The sequence below is a fragment of the Kribbella sp. NBC_01245 genome (assembly GCF_036226525.1).
Lineage (GTDB): Bacteria > Actinomycetota > Actinomycetes > Propionibacteriales > Kribbellaceae > Kribbella.
Genome location: NZ_CP108487.1, coordinates 6,217,350 through 6,234,559, shown reverse-complemented (window position 1 = coordinate 6,234,559; position 17,210 = coordinate 6,217,350). Strand labels below are relative to the sequence as shown.

Below are 17,210 nucleotides of genomic sequence, written 5' to 3'. Positions count from 1 at the left end.
GGAGGTTCGTCCACCGTGCCGGACTCAAGCCCCAGCCCGATCCCGGCGAGGGCGCCGATCACTTCCTTGCCGGCGGCGATCGCGGCGCACGTGCGGGACGGGGACACGGTCGCGATGGAGGGATTCACGCACCTCATCCCGTTCGCCGCGGCCCACGAGATCGCGCGCCAGGGTCGTCGCCACCTCACCCTGGTCCGGATGACGCCCGATCTCATCTATGACCAGCTGATCGGTCTGGGCTGCGTCGACGAGATCGTCTTCTCGTACGGCGGCAACCCCGGCGTGGGCTCTCTCCACCGCCTCCGCGATGCCGTGGAGAACCACTGGCCACACCGCCTCGGCGTACACGAGCACAGCCACGCCGGTCTCGCGAACGCGTATGCCGCCGGCGCCGCGAACCTTCCCTTCGGCGTACTGCGCGGCTATCGCGGCACCGACCTCGAGCGCCAGACCGACATCGTGCAAACGGTCACCTGCCCGTTCACCGGCGACGAACTGGCCGCGGTTCGGGCGGTCCGGCCGGACGTGGCAATCGTCCACGCCCAGCTCGCGGATCGCGACGGCAACGTCATGCTCTGGGGCATCACCGGCGTCCAGCGCGAGGCCGTGCTCGCGGCGCGACGGGCAATCGTCACCGTCGAGGAAGTCGTGGACGTCTTCCCGGAACGGACGGGCGCGGTGATCCTGCCGAGCTGGGTGTTGTCGGCGGTCTGCGAGGTGCCCGGCGGCGCCTGGCCGTCGTACGCGGCGGGCTATACGACCCGCGACAACACCTTCTACCAGCAGTGGGACGCCATCTCACGAGACCGCGAGTCCTTCCTCAAATGGGCCGCGGAGAACGGACTGCCGGCCCGATGACCAACTGGACAAGTGCCGAGATGATGAACGTCGCCGCTGCTCGCGAATTGCACGACGGCGACGTCTGCCTCGTGGGCGTCGGCCCGCCCAACCTCGCCGCCAACCTCGCCCGCCGGACGCATGCGCCGAACTGCCGCCTGGTCTACGAATCCGGCGCGATCGACGCCAAACCGCGTCGTCTGCCGTTGTCGATCGGGGATGACGACCTCGCCGCGACGGCCACCACGGTGGTGTCGGTGCCCGAGATGTTCAACTACTGGGTCGGCGCCGGACGGATCGACGTGGGCTTTCTCGGCGCCGCGCAGATCGACCGGTTCGGCAATATCAACACCACCGTGATCGGCCCGTACGACGAACCGAGCGTGCGTCTTCCCGGCGCGGGCGGCGCGCCAGAGATCGCGTCGGCCGCCAAACGGGTGATCGTGATCGTCCGGCAGTCGACGCGTACGTTCGTCGAGAAGGTCGAGTTCATCTCGTCCGTCGGGTTCGGGCCGACCGGCCAGGAGCGCGAGGCGTACGGCATGACCGGCGCGGGTCCGACCCTCGTCATCACGGATCACGGGGTGCTCGAACCCGATCCGTCGACCAATGAGCTCACGCTGACCCGGTTGCACGAGGGCGTCGACCTCGCGACGGCCAAGGCCGCGACTGGATGGGACCTGAAGGTGGCGGACCAGCTCGTCACCGTGCCACCGCCAACCTTTGTGGAGCTTGACGCGTTGCGGCGTTTGCAGCGGCGTGAGGAGTTCGTCGATGCCTAAGCCCTTTGTATATGAGCAGTTCGCGGCGCGCGTGGTGCTTGGCGAGTTGGCCGACGTACCGGGTGAGGTTGAGCGGCTCGGCGTCGATCGGGTGCTTCTGGTGGTGACGGGATCGGCCAAGACCGCTGGCGATCGCTTGCAGGAGTTGCTCGGCGCTCGCGCGGTTGGCCGGCTGGACGACGTACGTCAGCATGTGCCGCTCGAACTCGCGTCGAAAGCACGACTTGCAGCCGAGACGATCGGCGCGACTGGCTTGGTGAGCATCGGCGGCGGGTCGGCGGTAGGCCTCGCGAAGGCGGTCGCGTTGACGTCGGGTTTGCCGATCGTGGCGGTGCCGACGACGTACGCCGGTTCGGAGATGACGCCGGTTTGGGGCATCACGTCGGATGGGGAGAAGCGGACGGGGACCGATCCCGTCGTACTGCCGAAGACCGTGGTGTACGACCCTTCGCTGAGCCGGGATTTGCCGCTGGACGTCACGGCCGCGAGCGTCGCGAATGCTCTCGCGCATTGTGTCGAAGCCGTTTGGACTCCGAAGGCGAATCCATTCAACGAAGTGATCGCTGTCGAAGGCACTCGCGCGCTTAGTGAGGGCCTTAGGCAAGTATTACTTGATCCGCGTGATTTAGATGCTCGGGGCGACCTTCTGTACGGCGCTGGGCTGGCCGGTTCGGCGTTGACGTCGGCCGGGACCGGGTTGCACCACAAGCTTTGCCATCTCCTGGGCGGTCGGTACGGCCTGCCGCATGCGGAGACCCACGCCGCGGTCTTGCCGCAGGTCACCCGGGTCCTCGCGCCTACCGTCCCCGAAGCGGCCGCTCGCTTATCGGTTGCCTTGGGCAAGGGCGAGCTGGCGACGCAGTTGTACGACCTGTTCGAGGCGTCTGGCGTACCGACGAGCTTGCGCGAACTGGGTCTCACCGAGGACCAAGCACGCGAGGCGGCGGCCGGCGAGGCCTTGGTTCAAACGATTCTGGCTCGCGCCTGGGCGGGCGTTCGACCTTCGAAGGACGACTGATGACGACTCGATCGGCATACCTGGTGGACGCCGTACGGACGCCCGTCGGCAAGCTCGGCGGCGCGCTCGCGGGCGGCCGACCCGACGACCTTGCGGCGGTGACACTGGCCGAGCTACTCGCACGCAACGCGCAAATCGATCCCGGTCAGATCGACGACGTGTTCCTCGGTAACGCGAACGGCGCCGGCGAGGAGAACCGTGACGTCGCGCGAATGGCCGTGCTGCTGGCGGGCTGGCCTACACACGTTCCCGGTACGACGGTCAACCGCTTGTGCGGGTCTGGCCTCGAGGCCGCGATCCAGGCCGCGCGAGCGATCGAGACGGGTGATGCCGACCTGGTCGTGGCCGGTGGTGTCGAGTCGATGAGTCGTGCGCCCTGGGTGATGCCGAAGCCGGATCGGGCGTTTCCGCACGACGGGATGACGGCGTACTCGACGTCGCTCGGCTGGCGGATGGTCAACCCGCGCATGCCTGCCGAGTGGACCGTGGCGCTTGGCGAGGGGGCCGAACTGCTCGCGGATAAGTACGGGATTTCCCGCGAGTCGCAGGACGCGTTTGCCCTTGCCAGTCACGAGAAAGCGGCCGCGGCTTGGGCCGAGGGCCGGTTCGATGCCGAGGTGGTGCCTTGGAAGCGCCTGGCCGACGTACTACCCCAAGGAAAGAAGGCGCCCGCGCCGTTGACTCGTGACGAGTCGATCCGCCCGGGTGGCAGCCCCGAAAGTATGGCGGCGTTGAAGCCGGTATTCCGGCCCGACGGGACCGTCACTGCGGGGAATGCGTCGCCGCTCAACGATGGCGCGTCCGCCTTGCTGCTGGCTGATGAGTCCACAGTTAGCGGTATGGGCATCACCCCTCTCGCGAGAATCGTCAGCAGGGCGGTGCATGCGGTTGAGCCGCAGTACTACGGGATAGGTCCGGTCGAGGCGTCCCGTAAAGCCTTGCAGCGGGCCGGGATCGGATGGGAGGACTTGACGTTGATCGAGTTGAACGAGGCGTATGCCGCGCAATCCCTGTCCTGCTTGGCGGAATGGCCCGAGCTGGATCAGACCAAGCTCAACGTGAACGGCGGCGCGATCGCGCTCGGGCATCCGCTCGGCAGCTCCGGCACCCGCCTGCTCACGACCCTCGCGCACGAACTCCGACGACGTGGTGGCGGGTACGGCCTCGCCACCTTGTGCATAGGCGTCGGCCAGGGCCTGGCGATGGTGATCGAAGCGTGACCAATCACTCCGACCTGGACGGCCAGGCGCTCACCGATGCCGTGGTGGCGAGCTTCGACGGCAGCACGGATGAGCGGTACAAGACGATCATGGCGGCCTTGGTTCGGCACCTGCACGCCTTCGCGACGGAGGTCGAGCTGACCGAGGAGGAGTGGTTCAAGGGCATCGACTTCTTGACCCAGACCGGCCAGATCTCGGACGACAAGCGGCAGGAGTTCGTGCTGCTGTCCGACGTACTCGGACTGTCCATGCTGACCGTCGGTCTGGCCAATCGCAAACCGCCCGAGGCCACGGCGGCGACCGTTTTCGGGCCGTTCTTCGTCGAGGGATCGCCGGAAATCGAGAACGGCGGTGACATGTCGAACGGCGCACCCGGACAGCCGTGTCTGGTTAGCGGCCGCGTCCTGAACACCGCCCGCGAGCCAATCGCGGACGCCTTGGTCGAGGCTTGGCAGGCCGACGAGGAAGGCTTCTATGACGTACAGAAGTCCCTCGATGGACCGCAGAACCGCGGCCACCTGCATACCGATGCCGAGGGCAACTTTTCCTTCTGGGCGGTACGCCCGGTGGCCTATCCGATCCCTGCCGACGGTCCGGTCGGCGAGTTGCTCCGGGCCGGCGGGCGCGGGCCGATGCGACCTGCGCACATCCACTTCATGGTCACCGCACCGGGCTATTCGCGGTTGATCACGCACGTCTTCGCGGCCGGTGACGAATACCTGGATAGCGATGCCGTCTTCGGGGTAAAAGCCTCGCTGATCGCCGGCTTCGCCGAACACCCCGCCGGGGTCGCGCCCGACGGGCGGCAGCTCGACGTGCCCTACGCCACGATCACGTACGACCTTGTACTCGCCACCGACGAGGAGTCCGCTCGATGACCGAATACGACACCGATGTGCTGATCGTCGGCAGTGGTCCGGCCGGTGGTGCCGCCGCGCTGTTCCTGTCGACGTACGAGATCGACACCATCGTGCTGAACCGCTACCGCTGGACCGCGAACACCCCGCGCGCCCACATCACCAACCAGCGCACGATCGAGCTGATGCGCGATATGGGGATCGAGGCGGAGGTCACCGGCAAGGGCACCACGCATGAGCTGATGGGCCAGACCGCCTTCTGCACTTCGCTTGCCGGTGAGGAGATCGGCCGGATTCGCACTTGGGGCACGCATCCGCGCCGGCTGGCCGACTACACCGAGGCCTCGCCCACTCTGCCGGTCGACCTGCCGCAAACGTTGTTCGAGCCGATCCTGGTCAGCACGGCCGCGAGCCGGGGTGCGCAGGTGCGGTTCGGGACGGAGTACCTCTCGCTCGAGCAGGACGAGGACGGCGTCACCGCGTTGGTTCGCGACCGCCTGACCGGTTCGACGTACTCCATCAGAGCCCGCTATCTGATCGGCGCCGACGGTGGTCGCAGCAAGGTCGCGCAGGACATCGCACTGCCGATGACCGGCTCGATGGATATCGAGGGCTCGATGAACATCGTCTTCGAGGCCGACCTCTCGAAGTACGTCGCGCACCGGCCGAGCGTTCTCTACTGGGTGTTGCAACCGGGCGCGCAGATCGGCGGCATCGGCGCCGGGCTGGTCCGGATGGTGCGGCCGTGGAACGAGTGGCTGATCGTCTGGGGTTACGACATCAGCAAACCCGCGCCGGAGGTCGACGAGGCCATGGCGACCGAGATCGTGCACAACCTGGTCGGCAACGACACGATCGACGTCAAGCTCAAAGGCACGTCGGTCTGGAGCGTCAATCACATGTACGCCGAACAGGCCTCGCGTGGTCGCGTTTTCTGCATGGGCGACGCGATCCACCGGCATCCGCCGAGCAACGGCCTCGGTTCGAACACGTCGATCCAGGACGCGTACAACCTGTCGTGGAAGCTCGCGCACGTCATCCGTGGGCAAGCCGGGCCGGCGTTGCTCGCGACGTACGACGATGAGCGGGTGCCGGTGGCGCGGCAGATCGTGGAGCGCGCGAACAAGAGCAGGACGCAGTTCGGTCAGATCTTCAAGGCTCTTGGGATGACTCCGGACGCGCCTGCCGGGAGGACGATCGCGTCGCGGAAGGACGACACTCCGGAAGGCGAGGCGCAGCGGGCGGAATTGCGCGAGGCGATCGAGTTGAAGGACTACGAGTTCAACGCGCATGGGGTGGAGCTGGGGCAGCGGTATCGGTCGGACGCGGTCCTGCCGGATGGGACTGCCGAGCCTGCGTATGAGCGCGATCCGGAGTTGTTTTACCACCCGACGACTTGGCCGGGGGCGCGAATTCCGCATTGCTGGCTCAACCAAGGTGGTTCGACGGTGAGCACGCTGGACGTCGTTGGGAAAGGTCGGTTCGTGCTGCTGACCGGGATCGGCGGGGAGTCGTGGACCAAGGCGGCCCAGGTCGTCTCGGAGAACCTCGGTGTGCCGATGGACGCGTACGTCATCGGACCGGGTGCCGACTTGGACGACCTGTACGGCGACTGGTCGCGCCTTAGCGAGATCCCCGACTCCGGCTGCCTCCTGATCCGCCCCGACGCCCACGTCGCGTGGCGCTCCCCCGCCCTCCCCGAAGACGCCGAGGCAACCCTCCACGAGGCGCTGACGACCGTGCTTTCGCGGGACTAGCCTGGGCAACCCTTTTCTTGCGACGATCGGACCCGTTTTGCCGCTCGTCTGCTACCTGTCAGGTGCAGGCTGCCTTACAGCGGCAAACGGGTCCGATCGTCGCAAGAAAAGGGTCGGCGCGGGCGTCAGGTGGGTGGGGGGACGATGCCGTTGGCGATGGCGTAGGCGACGGCTTCTAGGCGGGAGTGGGCGCCGAACTTGCTGAGGACGGACTGGATGTGGGTGCGGACCGTGGTCTTCGAGATGTGCAGGAGCCCTGCCATGGCATCGGTGGTCTGCCCCTGGACCAGCAGGTCAAGGACTTCGCGTTCGCGTTTGGTGAGGTAGGTGGCGAGGAACTGGGCGTGGGCCCGGTCCGTGTCGGCGCCCAGGCCGAGAGCGTCGCGCAGCAGGTGGTCGTCGCAATAGAGCTCACCCGCCACGACCCGGCCGATGGCGCGGACGACGTCGCCGATCCCGCGTTCTTTGGAGGCGACACCACTCGCGCCGGCGGCCATGGCGAGGCGGAGTACGTCGGGCCCGGTGCGGGCGGTGAGCACGAAGACCTTGACCGACGGGGTCGTCTCACCGATCCGGCGGGTGAACTCAATACCGTCCGCGTCGGGGAAACCCAGATCCATCACGCACAAGTCGACCGTTTCGGCGGCCAGCAGTTCCAGGGCTTTCCGCGGATCCTGGACGACGTCCGCGACGAGATAGCCGTGCCCGCGCAACACTGCCGCGAGCGCCTCGGCGAAGACCCGATGGTCATCACACACGATCACCCGCACCCCCGCTGCCACGGACAGATCGTCGGCAGGGCCGAGCGTCGGGTCAGCTGAGGTGGGCAAGGGAGAAGGTGACCGTGACGAGGGCGCCGCCCAGCGGGGAGGTGCCGACGTCGAGCGAGCCGCCGACGGCTTCGATCAGCCGTCGCACGATGACCAGGCCGCGGCTGCTCAGACCGGGTGGGCCAAGGCCGAAACCGGGACCGGAGTCGCCGATCGAAATGGCCAGGCCGGCGTCGGTCTGCCGGGCGGCCAGCTCGACCACTCCGTCGGGCCCGGCGGCGCGAATCGCGTTCTCCAGTAGGTTGCGCAGGACCCGGCGCAGCGAGACGCGGTCGATCCCGACGCGATGGGCCCGCACGGGCGCCAACCGCAGCGTGACCTCGGTCGTGGCGGCCAAAGTCCCGACCAGGTCGGCCAGCACCACGGAGACATCGGCGGGCTCGGCCAGATAGTGGTCCTCGCGAATCTGCCGAAGTAGCGCGGTGACCTCGCGGGTCTCGGTCTCGATCAGCGCGAGCAGCGTCATCCTGGCCGTCTCGTCGCCCGCGGCGAGCGCGGCGGCGGTCAGAGCGCGGACGGTGGCCATCTCGTGAATCAGGTCGTGCCAGATATCGGTCGGCAGCCGGGTCGTCGGTAGCTGCACCACCGGCACCACGGCAACAGCGGACAGGTCATCCCGTCCATGGACGAGCACCCCTGAGCTCATGGTCTTCCCCCCATGTCGTCGTAACCCGGTAAGGCTCGCGACAGTGCGAGCCCTCCCCGCCCGGGTAGGACTGACTAGCTTGTACGTCCCTACCCCGACTATCGGGGGAGGAGCAACATCGAGTCGAACAGTAGATTGCCAACAGAACACAGTCTGTCGTCGACTACATCTCGACTCGTCTTCCACAGATAGAACGCGCTCAACCCCGCCGCGTTACGCCCGGAATTCCGGCGCGCCGGCCGATCGCCGCCGCCTGGATCGCGTTCCGCGCGCCGAGCTTGCCGATGACGCGCTGGACGTGGGTGCGCGCCGTGCTGTCGGCAATGCCCAGCTGCCGGGCCAGCGCCTTGCGATCGAACCCGCCGACCAGATGCGCAAGTACGGCGCGCTCCCGATCGGTCAGCGCCCCGACCAGCGCGCGAGCCTCGTCGGCGGCGAGACCGGCCGCCGCGGATCGCACCGCGCTGCCCGGCTCCTGCTCCCCCAGTACGGACGGGCTGAGCCACATCCCTCCGGCCGCGACCGTCCGGACAGCGGCCTCGACGTCGGCCAGCGAATCCGAGGCCGAGACCCAGCCGAACCCACCCGCGCGTACGGCGGGCAGCACTTGCGCCGGGTCGTCCGTGTCCGCCACCAGCAGCACTCGCGTTCGCGGCTCGGTCTCGTGTACCAGCCGAACGGCCGCGACTGCGGACAGCCCGAGGCCGCGCGGTTCGACCAGGACGACGTCCGGCGCCTCGATACCGATGAGCCGCAGGAGTTCGTCGAGGCGGCAGGCCGTACCGAGCGCGCGGACGCCCGACTGCGCATCGACGTACGCGGCTATGGCCTCGGCGATCACCCGTAGCGAGTCGCAGACCAGCAGCGTCGGCATATCCACGCGGGCCGTCAGCACGGTTGCCGTTCGGCGCGCAGGATCAACGGTTTACGCATCGAGCTGAAACCGAGTTGCTTGGCCCGGGCACAGAACTCGGCCGGCGCCAGGTCGTACTCCACATGGAGAACCGCCTTGCCCGCTTGACGAAACGGCGTCAGCAACGCGCATTCGTCGTACTTCATGCACTCCTCGTTCACCGCGAAGTCGAACGACGGCTGCAGCGCGCGGACCTGCTCCAGGTCGTTCTTCAAGCCCACGGACAGGCCGATCCGATGGGCCAGCATCGCGATCCGACGGTTGTACCGGAGCTGGTCGGACGCGGTCAGCGGGAAGCCGGATTCGTTGCTATAGGCATCGACGTTGTCCGGCTCGATCGCGTCGAATCCCTTGGCCCGGCAGGCACCGAAGCGCGCGGCCATGATCGGCGCGAGCAGATCCCAGCGGCGGATGTCGAGCCATCGTTCGTCCGGCCAGCCGTCCATCGTCTTGCCGAGGACCTGCGCGGGGAAGCGGGCCTTGTCGGGCCGGAAGTTCTCGTACGCGCCGACGTTGACGTAGCAGATCGCGCGTCGTCCGCGGCGATGCAGTTCGTCGACCTGGGCCTTCGTCGTCCGCTCGCCGTCGACGTCGTACACGGGCACGTCGATCGAGAGGTCCAGGGTTCCGTCGAGCTGCCATTGCCAGGCCGTGCCCGGTCGCGGACTCCACCGCTGGTACGACGCCGGGCTCCTGCGCGGCGTCGGCGTCGACGGCCTGCTTGTGCTCGAACTCGGGCTCGGGCTGGGCGTTGGTGTTGCCTCGGGCCGGGGCGCGGCCGTGGGACTGACGGTCGGCTGCGGGGTCGGGTCTGCCGCCGGCTGGTCCGCCGCACAGCTCGCCGTAAACAACAGAACGACGGCCAGCATCACCCTCAGCACCGGCTCGCTCCGACCAAGGACGAAGGCAGTCCGGTCCATGGATGCGGGCCGGGCCGATCGGTGACGAACGCCAGACCGACGCCCTCCGCCTCGACCCGTTCCAGCACCGCGTCAATCGCGTCCGCCGGTACGCCGTATACGAGGTGCCAGAGCCGGTCGGGCCCAACCGTGCGCTCGGCCACGCCGCCTCGCCCATGGGCCGCGAACTCGTCCTCGAACACGCATGTCACGTCGAACAGCCCAGGCAACTCGGGACACGGCTCGACGCCCGGATTCGCGACGATGCACCGGGCCCCGGCCTGACGGGCGATCAGGGCCAGCATTCGGTTGTACCCAAGGCCGTCCGGCCCGGGAGCGACCTGGTCGAACATGATGCCGTCGACGTCGTACCGCTCGAGCCACGCACGGACGTCCGCCGCGACCTGGACGATGCCGCGCTGCGCGTAGGCGGTGTCGACGTACCCGTAAAAGTGGACACCACTCGAACGCAGGGCAGCCAGGGCGGCCGGGTAGTACGGATCGTCCGCGTCGCCCGGGCCGTTGGCGATGTTGACCACCACGAAGGCGAGCTGGCCGGCCAGTTCGGCGAGGCGCGTCCACTGGCCCGGGTCTTCGGCCGGATGCACGTACCAGGGAATGGCAAGGCGGGTCATCGATGTACCTCCACGGCCGGGAGCCATTGCCAGACGAGCACGGTCAGGGTGATGGCCAGGGAACCACAGACGGCCAGATAGCCGATGGCCAGGTCGAACGCCGACGGCGGGCCGAGGACGAGATAGCGGGCGGCGGCGAACACGACGCCGATACCGGTGACGAGCAGCACCGGCGCGACCAGCCGGTGGGCCACCAGGAGCAGCGCCGCGAGGAAGGACCAGCCGAGTAGACCGGTGGCGGCGAATCGCAGGACCGCGTTGAAGTCGAGGTGATCCACGGAGCTGGCGGCCAAGGCGATCAACGCGATCAACAAGGCCAAGTACCAGCCGAAACACCGCAGCAGGGCCGCGTGGATCCGGGCGGCGAACCGGTCCGCGGAGTTGGTGGTCCGGAGCGCGAGCTCGGCGCGACTCCGGTAGCGCGCCAGTTGCCACTCGGCCACCAGTACGCCACCGACCAGCGGCATCAGGGTCAGCCCGATTCCGACGCGACCGCCGGGAACAACCAGCCCATCGAGCAACCCGAGGGTCAGCAAGGACGCGAGGCACGCGCCGTACCCGACATAGAGACGGCAGTCGGCGAGAACGGCACGGGTCACCGGCCGGGCCGCGCGACGGCCGTCGCGACAGAGGACCAACGCGACGACGACCGTGGCGAGGACGGAAGTTGCGATGACCGGCAGAACGATTGCCTTCGGCAACAGACTCGGACGCAGTACGTCGGGGAGTGAGACGAGTAGACCCGGGATCAGCACGAGCAGCATCAGCCCAGGCCGGTGCAGCACAACGCCGATGGTCGAGGCCAGGACGAACGCGATCTGACCGATCGCGACCACCGCGACGTACCGGATCGAGGGGTTGAACCAGCCCGTGGCGCCCAGACCTACGACGGCAGGCACGAATGCCAGGGCCGCGAGATCGCGCATCAGGCGACGGGCCTCGGGATACGAACCGGCGCCGGTCATCGCGTAGCCGGCATACGCGACACCTTGGCCGGCGGCCCATCCGTACGCGACGGCGACGAGCAGCAGGACCACCTCGGCCGGCGCGGTCCGCTCGCCCATGGCGGCACCGGTCAGCAGGGCGGGTAGGACGAAGACCAGGCCGCGTTGAAGTGTTTGCCGTACGTCGATCCTTCCCGCGACAGCGGTCCGCGTGAGGACGGGCGCTTCCGCACGCAGCCCGGCGAGCAGCGACTTGCCGAGGGAGAAGACGTCCGGATGCCCGTAGCGTTCTTGCGCGGTTCGATCGCTGACACCGCTGGCCTCCAGCGCGGCGGCGACCTCGTACGCGTCGACGGGCGGTGCGGCGCCAGGGGTCTCGACCAGCTCGGCCGCCTGCGGATGCCGTAGTCCGGGGAGCAGGACGCAGTCGGCACTCACGCGGACGTCCGCTCGACCGTGGTGGCGACGGCCGTGTAGAGCATTCGGTAGGTGTCGATCGACTTCTCCAGCGTGAAGTTGTCGAGCGAACGACGCCGCGCGGCCTGGCCGATCCGGCGGCGCAGGTCCGGGTCGAGCAGGTAGTCCAGGCAGGCCTCGGCGAAGGCGGACGGATCGCGCGGCGGTACCACCGAGCCAGCGTCGGCGACCGCTTCGGCCGTACCCCCGACGTCGGTGGAGACGGTGGCCCGGCCGCACATCATCGCCTCGATGACCGTGTACGGCATGCCCTCCGAGATACTCGAGAGGGCGACCACATGCCCTGCCTCGAAGGCGATCCGGCTCGACGGCACGGGTCCTTCGAGGGTGATGCCGTCGGAGACCCCGAGCCGGTCGGCCAGGTCGAGACAGCGCCTTTCGTAGTCCTCATTGCCCTCCGGCGTCGGCCCGAACAACCGCAGCACGGTTTGTGGCAACTGCTCCCGGATCAAGGCGTACGCGCTGATCAGCGTCTCGAGGTCCTTGAGCGGATCGACCCGGCCCACCCAACTGATCGTGGGTACGGCGGGCTCGTCCTGGATCTCGGTATAGCGCTCGGGCTCGACGCCATTGTAGATCGGCACCACCGAGGCCGGATCGGCGCCGAGCCGGTATTCCCAGCGGGCGTTGAACTTCGCCACCGGCACGATGAAGTCGGCATGGCGGTACCCCAGTTCGGCGAGCTGGCGGAGGAACCCGAGCACGACCTCCTTCACCGGGGCCGGGTACGACAGATCGCGGAACGCCAGATAGCGCTCGCGAATGTGGACGCCATGCTCGGACATCACCAACGGCGTACCGCGTCGCCACTTCTCCGCCAACCCGACGAGCGTCGGCAGGCCGTTCGCCACCGCATGGCTCAGGTCGAGGCCCGGGCCTAGGTCGACGGTCAACGGCAGCAGCGATCGTTCCACCAGCTCCGCCGCGACGATCGCGTCATGCACGGTGAGGGTGTGCGGATCCGACCAAACCTCCAGGAGGTAGCCGACCAGGTCGCAGGCCCGCAGGGAGCGCGAAAAGCCCTTACTGGTGGCGAGTTTGGCCAGTTCGCGCAGGCCCCACTCGAACGTCACCGGCTGGTCGAGTACGGAACCGGCCAGCACGGCCCGGGCGGCGTCGGCCACCCGGGCCTGGTCCCGGCCGCGGCGCGGGGTGACGGCCGGACCCCAGAGGGGGAACGGCCGCACACCGTCGGCGTTGTCCGGTAGCTCCCAGGTCTGCCGTTCGGTGCCATTGGCAACCAAGGTGAGCAGCCGGAACCGGTGCTCGGGCAGACCGCGGATCAACTTGTCACACCACTGGCTGACGCCACCTTTCACGTAGGGATAAGTCCCTTCGTTGATCAGCGCGACGTCCACCGCACCTCGCCGGTCCGCAACGGGCCGACCTTGGCGGGCTCGCGCAGCTCCCGCGGCTCGGCCGGCTGGTTCTTCGTCGTGGTCGTCGTCGTGGTCGTTGCGGCGGCTGGGGCCGTGGCGGGTGCCGGGTAGCCGGCCGGGAGCTTGAGCTGGAACGACCCGCTCAGCAGACCGCCGACGTTCTTGTAGTCCGAACGCTCCCCCGCGTACGCCGTACCGAAGGCGGCGCCGGGCGAACCGAACAGGCCGACCAGGCGAGTGCCCTCCGGCACGGTGACCGGTACGGCGACGGACGAACTGCTCTGCACGGTGAGCGTCGTCCCGGTCACGTAGGCGGTGACCTTGGACTGGTTGGTTTTCCACGCGATGGCCTGCTGCAGAACGGCGGACGACTGCTTCATCGTCGGGTGCAACAGCGGGGTGTTCGCCGCGTAGGTCTGACCGAACTGGTCGAGTACGCCGTCCAGCACCGGGTAGAGGATGCGGTCCTCGGCCAGGTTCGACTGGTGGGCGTAGTGCGGGCGCGGGTCGTTGCCGAGCACGTGCCGCAAGGCGATCCGGACCTCCAGCGGCACGATGTAGTCGCGGAAGCCGGTGGTCAGGCTCTGCGGCTGGATGCAGGTCGTGGTGGCCGGGTTGTCCTCGCAGATCCCGCTGCCGCCATTCGCCCTACTCGTGTAGATCCAGTTGTACTCGTCCATCTCCTCGGCCTCGGTGGCCACGTTGTAGAAGATGTTCATCGGGTAGCGCGGCACGGTGACGGCACCGCCGATCGTGCGCGGCTGCTTCTCTCGGGAGGCGTCCGAAGCGATGTACTTGACGCCCCGGTCGTTCAGCGCGCCGGCCAGATACGGGTTGTCGACGGCCATCTGCGGCAGCGTCTTCAGACCCGAGTGCTCGCCGGTGACCAGCTCGGTCCGGTCCAGTGCGACGCCGTTCGAGGTGGCCCAGTCGGTGTTCTTCTTGATCTCGGTGGCGATCGTTGCCCTGGGCATGTACTGGATCGCGCCGAGAGAGTTGGTCGCGCACTTCCACGGCACGACGCTGAAGTCCTGCACGCAGCCCATGTACGGATGCGACCAGGTGTGGTTCAGCCAGCGGAACGACGCCTTGTTCGTGCGGAGTTTGTCCGTCAGCGCGTCGGTGCCGACCGTCGTCGCGGCACCCTCTGCGTTGTACGTCATGTCGAGCGGCATACCCGTCCGCGTCTGCCAGGCCTTCAGGTAGTCGGCATCCGCAGCGGTCATCCGGATGGTCTGGTTGTCCGGCACCCCGGCCGGACAACCGTCACCCGGCGTGCAGTTGCCGTCGATGCTCCAGCGCAGATCCTCCAGGAACACGTCGTCGATGTGCGCCGCGAAGTAGTTCCGCTCGTACCCGAGGTGGATTCCCCGCGTCATCCACGAGATGATGCCATGGGCAACGAACTGGAACTGCTCCTGATATTCGTTGTACACAAAGGTGATGACGAGCTCCTCACGCCCGTCGACCGTGTACTGCCCGATCAGCGAACCGGTCTCCGAGGTGCCGGGGATCGGCGCTCCGACCAGGGTCTTGAAGGTGGCGCCCGCCAGCGGAGTGGCCAAGTACCCGTAGCTCTCCGAGATGGCCTGGTCCGCGTCCTCGAACGGCAACGGCCCATCCAGATACTTGAGCTCGGCCGCCCGCGCCTCGGCGGTGGCCGTCGCCGTGATGCCGTCGAGCGTTCCGATGTAGCCGGGGTTGGCGGCGTAGTTCAGCCCGACGCCCGGGTGTGCCCAGGTCGAGGCGTTGACCTGGCGGATCGAGAAGGCCCGCTCGAACGCGTGCAGGGTGTTCAGCTCGTCCGCGGTCAGACCGGCCGGCGCCTCGTTCGGCAGCACCACGGCCTGGAACTTGGCCCGCGGCGTCGTACCGATCTTGTCCGACAGGTACGCCGCGGTCACGGCCGGCCGGGTCGCCGAATCGAGGTCGAGCTCGGTGAACGGCACCCCCTCGGCGCTGAGCTCACTGGCGATGGCCTCGACCGGCGCGCTGCCGTCGTTCACCACCAGCACCTTGAGGTCGATGCGCGGCGTGACGGCGGCCGAGCTGGTCGCCGGGCTGACCGCGGTGGTCACCACCAGGGCGAGCACGACGCCTGCCACCAGGCGCCGTACGGACGGACGGGCTTTCTTCACTTCTGCTCCCACGGGGATCGGGCGCCGTGGCTCAGGACAGGTCACGGCAGACAACATGCTGTCCGGCCCGGGCGGATCGCGGATCGCGTCGATGAACGAGACCCGTCTCCACCATTTGCAGTACGCGGACCACCTCCCGACACCCGGCCCGGACTGGTCAGCACGGACGTTCTGCGCCGGGCGCCGCGGCGAAAGGCTTCGGGTATGACCGTCACGCAGCAGTGGATCCGCCCTCGGCCGACCTGGCTGATCACCGGTGGCGCCGGATACATCGGTGCCCATGTGGTCGACACGATGCTGCGGGCCGGCCGCCAGGTCGTCGTGGTCGACGACCTCAGCACCGGTTCGGCCGACCGTCTACCGACCGGGGTCGCGCTGGAGACGTGCTCGGTGCTCGACACCGCCACGCTGGCCGCCGTGATGACCCGGTACGACGTGACCGGGGTGATCCACCTCGCGGCGAAGAAGGCTGTCGGGGAATCCGTCGACAAGCCGCTCTACTACTACGACCAGAACGTACGCGGAACGGCCAGTCTGCTCGAGGCGATGCGCGCGGTCGACGTACGGCGCCTGGTCTTTTCGTCGAGCGCTGCGGTCTACGGAATCCCGTCGGCGGGTGAGGTCACCGAGGAGACGCCGACGGCTCCGATCAACCCGTACGGCGCTACGAAGCTCGTGTGCGAGTGGTTGATCCGTGACGCGGCCGCGGCGCAGAACTTGTCCTGGATCAGCCTCCGGTACTTCAACATCGCAGGCGCCGGCGATCCCGCACTAGGCGATCCGGGGGTCGCAAACCTTCTGCAGTTGACCTTGCGGGCGTTGACTCGCGGGGTGCGCCCACAGGTCTACGGGGATGACCACCCGACCCCGGACGGCACTTGCGTTCGGGACTACCTGCACGTCGCGGATCTCGCTGAGGCGCACCTGGCGGCGGTAGACGCGCTTGGCGCGGAGGGGATCCGGCGCGTGTACAACGTGGGGACCGGCGTCGGCGCGAGCGTCCTCGACGTACTGGAAACAGCTTCCCGCGTCACCGGCCTGCACGAGCCGTACGAGGTCACACCCCGCCGCCCGATCGACCCCGCCTGCGTAGTTGCCAACCCGGCCCGCATCACCGCCGAACTCGGCTGGCAAGCCAACCGAACCCTCCACGACATGGTCACCTCAGCTTGGCTCGCCTACCGCCAGCCCGCCCCGATCCCCGTCTAGAGGGACTGCTGGAAGGTGTGGCGGCGGATCCAGGCGTGCATGGCGATCGCGGCCGCGGCGCTGGCGTTGATGGATCGGGTTGAGCCGTATTGGGCGATGGAGAGTACGGCGGTGCAGATGGCGTGGGCTTCGTCGGTGAGGCCCGGGCCTTCTTGACCGAAGAGCAGCACACAAACTTCCGGCAGGTCGTACGTCTCTAGGGGGACCGAGCCGGGCAAGTTGTCGATGCCGATGACCGGTAGACCGCGTTCGGCGGCGTACGACGCGAGGTCGGCGAGCTGTGGGTGGTGTCGTACGTGCTGGTAGCGGTCCGTGACCATGGCGCCACGGCGGTTCCATTTGCGGTTGCCGACGATGTGGACCTCGGCGGCGAGGAAAGCGTTCGCCGTGCGGACGACCGAGCCGATGTTCAGGTCGTGCTGCCAGTTCTCGATCGCGACGTGGAAGGGATTCCGGCGCTTGTCCAGGTCGGCGACGATCGCGTCCACTCGCCAATAGCGGTAGCGGTCGACGACGTTGCGCCTGTCGCCGTTCGCCAGCAGCTCCGGGTCGTACCGGGGGTCATCCGGCAGCTCGCCCTGCCACGGTCCGACCCCGACCTCGGCCGGCCCGACCATGTCTGCGCCCACCAGATCGCCGACCAGGGAATGGCCTTCAGGGTGTCCGCTG

16 protein-coding genes are annotated in these 17,210 nt (G+C 68.1%); 7 read left to right on the top strand and 9 right to left on the bottom strand.

The window, feature by feature from the left end; all coding sequences use genetic code 11:
• Positions 1-15 precede the first annotated feature (15 nt).
• Genes OG394_RS28465 through OG394_RS28440 form a run of 6 tightly spaced genes read left to right on the top strand, consistent with a single transcriptional unit; the run spans position 16 to position 6,471 of the window.
• Positions 16-858, top strand: a complete 843-nt coding sequence (locus OG394_RS28465; protein WP_328990178.1) for a CoA transferase subunit A — start codon at positions 16-18, stop codon at positions 856-858.
• The gene (locus OG394_RS28460) at positions 855-1,619 is read left to right on the top strand and encodes a CoA-transferase subunit beta (protein ID WP_328990177.1); all 765 of its coding nucleotides are present in this window, start codon (positions 855-857) and stop codon (positions 1,617-1,619) included. Before OG394_RS28465 ends, OG394_RS28460 begins: the two co-directional genes overlap by 4 nt.
• Positions 1,612-2,637 carry a maleylacetate reductase gene (locus tag OG394_RS28455; protein ID WP_328990176.1) on the top strand — a complete coding sequence of 342 codons (1,026 nt, stop codon included), beginning with the start codon at positions 1,612-1,614 and terminating at the stop codon, positions 2,635-2,637. The genes OG394_RS28460 and OG394_RS28455 overlap by 8 nt, the downstream gene beginning before the upstream one ends.
• On the top strand, positions 2,637-3,857 hold the full coding sequence (locus tag OG394_RS28450) for a thiolase family protein (RefSeq protein WP_328990175.1): 1,221 nt from the start codon (positions 2,637-2,639) through the stop codon (positions 3,855-3,857). The genes OG394_RS28455 and OG394_RS28450 overlap by 1 nt, the downstream gene beginning before the upstream one ends.
• On the top strand, positions 3,854-4,735 hold the full coding sequence (locus OG394_RS28445) for an intradiol ring-cleavage dioxygenase (protein WP_328990174.1): 882 nt from the start codon (positions 3,854-3,856) through the stop codon (positions 4,733-4,735). The genes OG394_RS28450 and OG394_RS28445 overlap by 4 nt, the downstream gene beginning before the upstream one ends.
• On the top strand, positions 4,732-6,471 hold the full coding sequence (locus OG394_RS28440) for an FAD-dependent oxidoreductase (protein ID WP_328990172.1): 1,740 nt from the start codon (positions 4,732-4,734) through the stop codon (positions 6,469-6,471). Before OG394_RS28445 ends, OG394_RS28440 begins: the two co-directional genes overlap by 4 nt.
• A 125-nt stretch (positions 6,472-6,596) precedes the next feature.
• Here the strand turns inward: OG394_RS28440 and OG394_RS28435 are convergent, their stop codons facing one another.
• From OG394_RS28435 to OG394_RS28400, 8 genes are all read right to left on the bottom strand, one after another.
• A complete protein-coding gene (locus tag OG394_RS28435) occupies positions 6,597-7,301 on the bottom strand; it encodes a response regulator transcription factor (protein ID WP_328990171.1) in 705 nt (234 codons plus the stop codon).
• Positions 7,285-7,947, bottom strand: a complete 663-nt coding sequence (locus tag OG394_RS28430; protein ID WP_328990170.1) for a sensor histidine kinase — start codon at positions 7,945-7,947, stop codon at positions 7,285-7,287. Before OG394_RS28430 ends, OG394_RS28435 begins: the two co-directional genes overlap by 17 nt.
• Before the next feature lie 199 nt (positions 7,948-8,146).
• On the bottom strand, positions 8,147-8,842 hold the full coding sequence (locus tag OG394_RS28425) for a response regulator transcription factor (RefSeq protein ID WP_328990169.1): 696 nt from the start codon (positions 8,840-8,842) through the stop codon (positions 8,147-8,149).
• Positions 8,836-9,741: an endo alpha-1,4 polygalactosaminidase gene (locus tag OG394_RS28420; RefSeq protein WP_328990168.1), complete on the bottom strand. Its 906-nt coding sequence runs from the start codon at positions 9,739-9,741 to the stop codon at positions 8,836-8,838. The genes OG394_RS28425 and OG394_RS28420 overlap by 7 nt, the downstream gene beginning before the upstream one ends.
• Entirely contained in the window at positions 9,735-10,394 is a 660-nt protein-coding gene (locus tag OG394_RS28415) for a spherulation-specific family 4 protein (RefSeq protein ID WP_328990167.1), read from the bottom strand. The genes OG394_RS28420 and OG394_RS28415 overlap by 7 nt, the downstream gene beginning before the upstream one ends.
• The gene (locus tag OG394_RS28410) at positions 10,391-11,776 is read right to left on the bottom strand and encodes a hypothetical protein (protein WP_328990166.1); all 1,386 of its coding nucleotides are present in this window, start codon (positions 11,774-11,776) and stop codon (positions 10,391-10,393) included. The genes OG394_RS28415 and OG394_RS28410 overlap by 4 nt, the downstream gene beginning before the upstream one ends.
• On the bottom strand, positions 11,773-13,173 hold the full coding sequence (pelF, locus tag OG394_RS28405) for a GT4 family glycosyltransferase PelF (protein ID WP_328990165.1): 1,401 nt from the start codon (positions 13,171-13,173) through the stop codon (positions 11,773-11,775). The genes OG394_RS28410 and pelF overlap by 4 nt, the downstream gene beginning before the upstream one ends.
• Positions 13,158-15,332, bottom strand: coding sequence for a hypothetical protein (locus OG394_RS28400; RefSeq protein WP_328990164.1), 2,175 nt, complete (start codon positions 15,330-15,332; stop codon positions 13,158-13,160). Before OG394_RS28400 ends, pelF begins: the two co-directional genes overlap by 16 nt.
• A gap of 204 nt (positions 15,333-15,536) precedes the next feature.
• Between OG394_RS28400 and galE the strand changes: the two genes are divergently transcribed.
• Positions 15,537-16,541 (top strand): UDP-glucose 4-epimerase GalE, encoded by a 1,005-nt coding sequence (gene galE, locus OG394_RS28395; RefSeq protein ID WP_328990163.1) that lies wholly within the window; start codon positions 15,537-15,539, stop codon positions 16,539-16,541.
• On the opposite strand, the gene OG394_RS28390 is transcribed toward galE, so the two are convergent.
• The gene (locus OG394_RS28390) at positions 16,538-17,158 is read right to left on the bottom strand and encodes a TrmH family RNA methyltransferase (RefSeq protein ID WP_328996879.1); all 621 of its coding nucleotides are present in this window, start codon (positions 17,156-17,158) and stop codon (positions 16,538-16,540) included. The genes galE and OG394_RS28390 overlap by 4 nt on opposite strands.
• Positions 17,159-17,210 lie beyond the last annotated feature (52 nt).

Bases quoted from the DNA above. Each gene is read 5' to 3' on its own strand.
- OG394_RS28440 (WP_328990172.1), top strand. From the start codon at position 4,732: ATGACCGAATACGACACCGATGTGCTGATCGTCGGCAGTGGTCCGGCC.
- OG394_RS28450 (WP_328990175.1), top strand. From the start codon at position 2,637: ATGACGACTCGATCGGCATACCTGGTGGACGCCGTACGGACGCCCGTC.
- OG394_RS28430 (WP_328990170.1), bottom strand. From the start codon at position 7,947: ATGAGCTCAGGGGTGCTCGTCCATGGACGGGATGACCTGTCCGCTGTT.
- galE (WP_328990163.1), top strand. From the start codon at position 15,537: ATGACCGTCACGCAGCAGTGGATCCGCCCTCGGCCGACCTGGCTGATC.
- OG394_RS28390 (WP_328996879.1), bottom strand. From the start codon at position 17,158: ATGGTCGGGCCGGCCGAGGTCGGGGTCGGACCGTGGCAGGGCGAGCTG.
- OG394_RS28455 (WP_328990176.1), top strand. From the start codon at position 1,612: ATGCCTAAGCCCTTTGTATATGAGCAGTTCGCGGCGCGCGTGGTGCTT.
- OG394_RS28415 (WP_328990167.1), bottom strand. From the start codon at position 10,394: ATGACCCGCCTTGCCATTCCCTGGTACGTGCATCCGGCCGAAGACCCG.
- OG394_RS28460 (WP_328990177.1), top strand. From the start codon at position 855: ATGACCAACTGGACAAGTGCCGAGATGATGAACGTCGCCGCTGCTCGC.